The sequence below is a fragment of the Endothiovibrio diazotrophicus genome, assembly GCF_054657215.1.
Map to the genome: position 1 here is coordinate 1 of NZ_BAAHXB010000229.1, position 2580 is coordinate 2580.

The 2580-nt window shown below is 66.6% G+C and carries 4 protein-coding genes; all 4 read right to left on the reverse strand.

Annotated elements, in window-relative coordinates:
* Positions 1-572 (reverse strand): leucine-rich repeat domain-containing protein (locus ACYQ2W_RS25910; protein ID WP_459873905.1); only part of this gene is annotated, 572 nt, incomplete at its 3' end.
* 380 nt (positions 573-952) lie between these two features.
* Entirely contained in the window at positions 953-1522 is a 570-nt protein-coding gene (locus ACYQ2W_RS25915) for a nucleotidyl transferase AbiEii/AbiGii toxin family protein (RefSeq protein WP_459873907.1), read from the reverse strand.
* Positions 1479-1691, reverse strand: a complete 213-nt coding sequence (locus ACYQ2W_RS25920) for a hypothetical protein (RefSeq protein ID WP_459873909.1) — start codon at positions 1689-1691, stop codon at positions 1479-1481. The genes ACYQ2W_RS25915 and ACYQ2W_RS25920 overlap by 44 nt, the downstream gene beginning before the upstream one ends.
* A 348-nt stretch (positions 1692-2039) precedes the next feature.
* On the reverse strand, positions 2040-2240 hold the full coding sequence (locus tag ACYQ2W_RS25925; RefSeq protein ID WP_459873911.1) for a metal ABC transporter permease: 201 nt from the start codon (positions 2238-2240) through the stop codon (positions 2040-2042).
* Between the last annotated feature and the right edge of the window lie 340 nt (positions 2241-2580).

Sequence of the window (2580 nt, forward strand, 5' to 3'; positions counted from 1 at the left end):
TGTTGGAGTTGTGCGATCTCGGGGGGCAGGGCGGTGAGGCCGTTGCTACCGAGGTCGAGCAGGGTGAGGTGTTGGAGTTGTGCGATCCCGTAGGGCAGGGCGGTGAGCTTGTTGTACTCCAGCCGAAGCACCTCCAGCCGTTCAAGACGCAAGACCCTTTCCGGGATCTCGCGAAGGCGTTGCCCGCTGAGGTCCAGCCAGCGCAACGCCGGCAGGGCCAACGCCTCCTCCAGCATCTCCCCCTCTTCCCAGCGCAGCCAGAGCCCGGCCACCTGTTGCGGGTCGGGGCGCAGCCGCCACCAGACGCCCCAGTCGAGCACCAGGTTCGGCACCTTGCCCACGTCGTGCAGCGGATTGATGTTGAGCTGGATGAAACGCAGCTTGGGCAGCTCGGCGAGCCAGGCGGGGAGGCGCTGAATGGCGTTGTCCGCCAGCAGGAGCTGCTCCAGGTGGGTAAGGCCGCGGATCTCCGGGGGGACCTCCAGCAGCGCCTGGCGGCACAGGTCGAGGATCGGCTCGCGGCGGGAGAGGTTCTCGTCGATCAGGAGCTGGATGTGGCGGGGGGTGTGCATGGGGGATTCCCTTCTTGTTGTCGGTCGCGTCTGTTGGATGGATCGATGTTGGTCGGGCTTCGCTGCGCTCGACCCGACCTGCGGTTTGGCATCCGTACGGTCGTGGTAGGTCGGCGATGCTTCGCCGACGGGAACGGGGGCACCGTGGGGAAACTGCGCGCCGAACCTGGCCGAACGGTTTGGCGCGGTCGGGTATCCTCTCGCGGCCCCGCTCCCGCTGCTTCCGTTTGCGTCGGCGAGGCATCGCCGACCTACTCCCGGGTGTGGGTAGTGTACGGGGAGTTATGGGTTTTTCGTGGGGGCGGGGTGAGGTTCCTTCAGGTCGTCTCTTTCGGCTTGTCGAGCGGCGGGCTACGGGTGGCCGCGCCGCAGCGTAGGCGCTATCGATCCGCTTCCCGGTCCCTTCCATCATCCAGCGATTCGATCATCCGGCGCAGCAGGGCGGCGTCGGCGCGGTCCTTGTCGCGCAGTCCCTGCTTGGTCAGCAGCAGCCCCTTGAGGCTGAGCACGGGGATGTCGATGCCGCCGATCTCCACCGCCTCGGCGTGGCGGGCCAGCTCTTCGAAGGCGTGTCCGCAGACCGAGGGGAGCAGGTCAACCGTGATCTCGTCGTTGATGCGGATGGCATGGAGGTGGTCGCCTTGGAAGGGGTCCTCCTCGCCGGTGAGTTCGGCGGCGGCGGCGTCCGGCAGGTGGCTGAGGGCGAGGACCCAGCGGCGGGCGTTTTCCGGGGAGGGGGCGACCGCGATGTCGATGTCCTCGGTCATCCGGGTGTAGCCGTGGGCGGCGAGGGCGTAGCCGCCGACCAGGATGAACTCCACCTCGTGCTCCTTGAGCAGGCGGACGACGCGGACGACGTCCTCCCAGGTGGCGGGGCGGACGTAGTCGCCGGGGGTTTCCCGGAGTTTATCGCTGGCGCCGGTCAGCCAGTTCCACAACCTGCTCAACATGCCACTTCTCCCAGTCGCGGTTGGCCTCTTCGTGGCTGCGGTAGCGGAACACGCCCTTGGGGATGCGGGTGGGGTGCTGCGCCATTTTCTCGACCCATTTCCGCTCTTCCGGGGTCGGCGGTCGGGGCTCGCCGGTGGGGCGTTGGGTTCGTTTGCCGATTTCTCGCATGGTGGGAGGCCGTCAATATTCCGGGGCGCGGGGGCGAAAGGGCTTCTGTTCGAACGATTGATCGTCCCGGGGGAGGTTCAGCAGCCATTGGTTGAAGGGTGGGGCGTGGGGCGGGGAGGTCGAGTAGTTGGTCACGAGAGGCGCCCTTGCTCAGGTCCGGTGGTGAGATCTTAAGGCCCGTCGGGCGAGATGTCATGACCGGGGGGCGTCTTGCCGATGCGGTTCATTGTAGGAGCGGCCCTTTAGGCCGCGATCGGGGCGACGGGGGGGCGCTTCGGTTCGGCTGGCGGTAGGCGCGGATAGGGTGTCATCGCGGCCTGGGGGCCGCTCCTACAGGCGATGTCGTGCTCATCGTTTATCGGGTACCAGCTGGGTGAGGGTGAAGAGCAGCGCGGCGGTGACCACCACCGAGGGGCCGGCGGGGGTGTCCCATTGCCAGGAGGCGGCCAGCCCGCCGAGGACCGCCGGTGCGCCGAGGGCGGCGGCGGTGAGGGCCATCCCTTCGGGGGTGCGGCTGAGCCGGCGGGCGGTGGCGGCGGGGATGATCAGCTACAGGGACACCCAAGGCAACGGGTGCGCCAAAACGTTCTTTGTGACCTGTTGTTGCAGGATATAGGAATTTTCTTATTGGCTATCAGGCAGAGGCGCAAATTTGACCTCACCCCTTGAAAGTCCGTTGCCGCCTCTCGATACTGTGCAAAACAACACAGTCAGTCCACTGGGGTACTGCTCCATGACCACCGCCCCTCCCGCTCCCGCCAACAATGCTCCCCGCTGTCTCACCAATACCCTCGACCATCTGCCGGAGGCGAAGCGGTATCAGCTTGAGCGCATCAAGGAGGTGCTCTGCTCGACCGTTCCCCTCGACTGGCTGGTGCTCTTCGGCAGC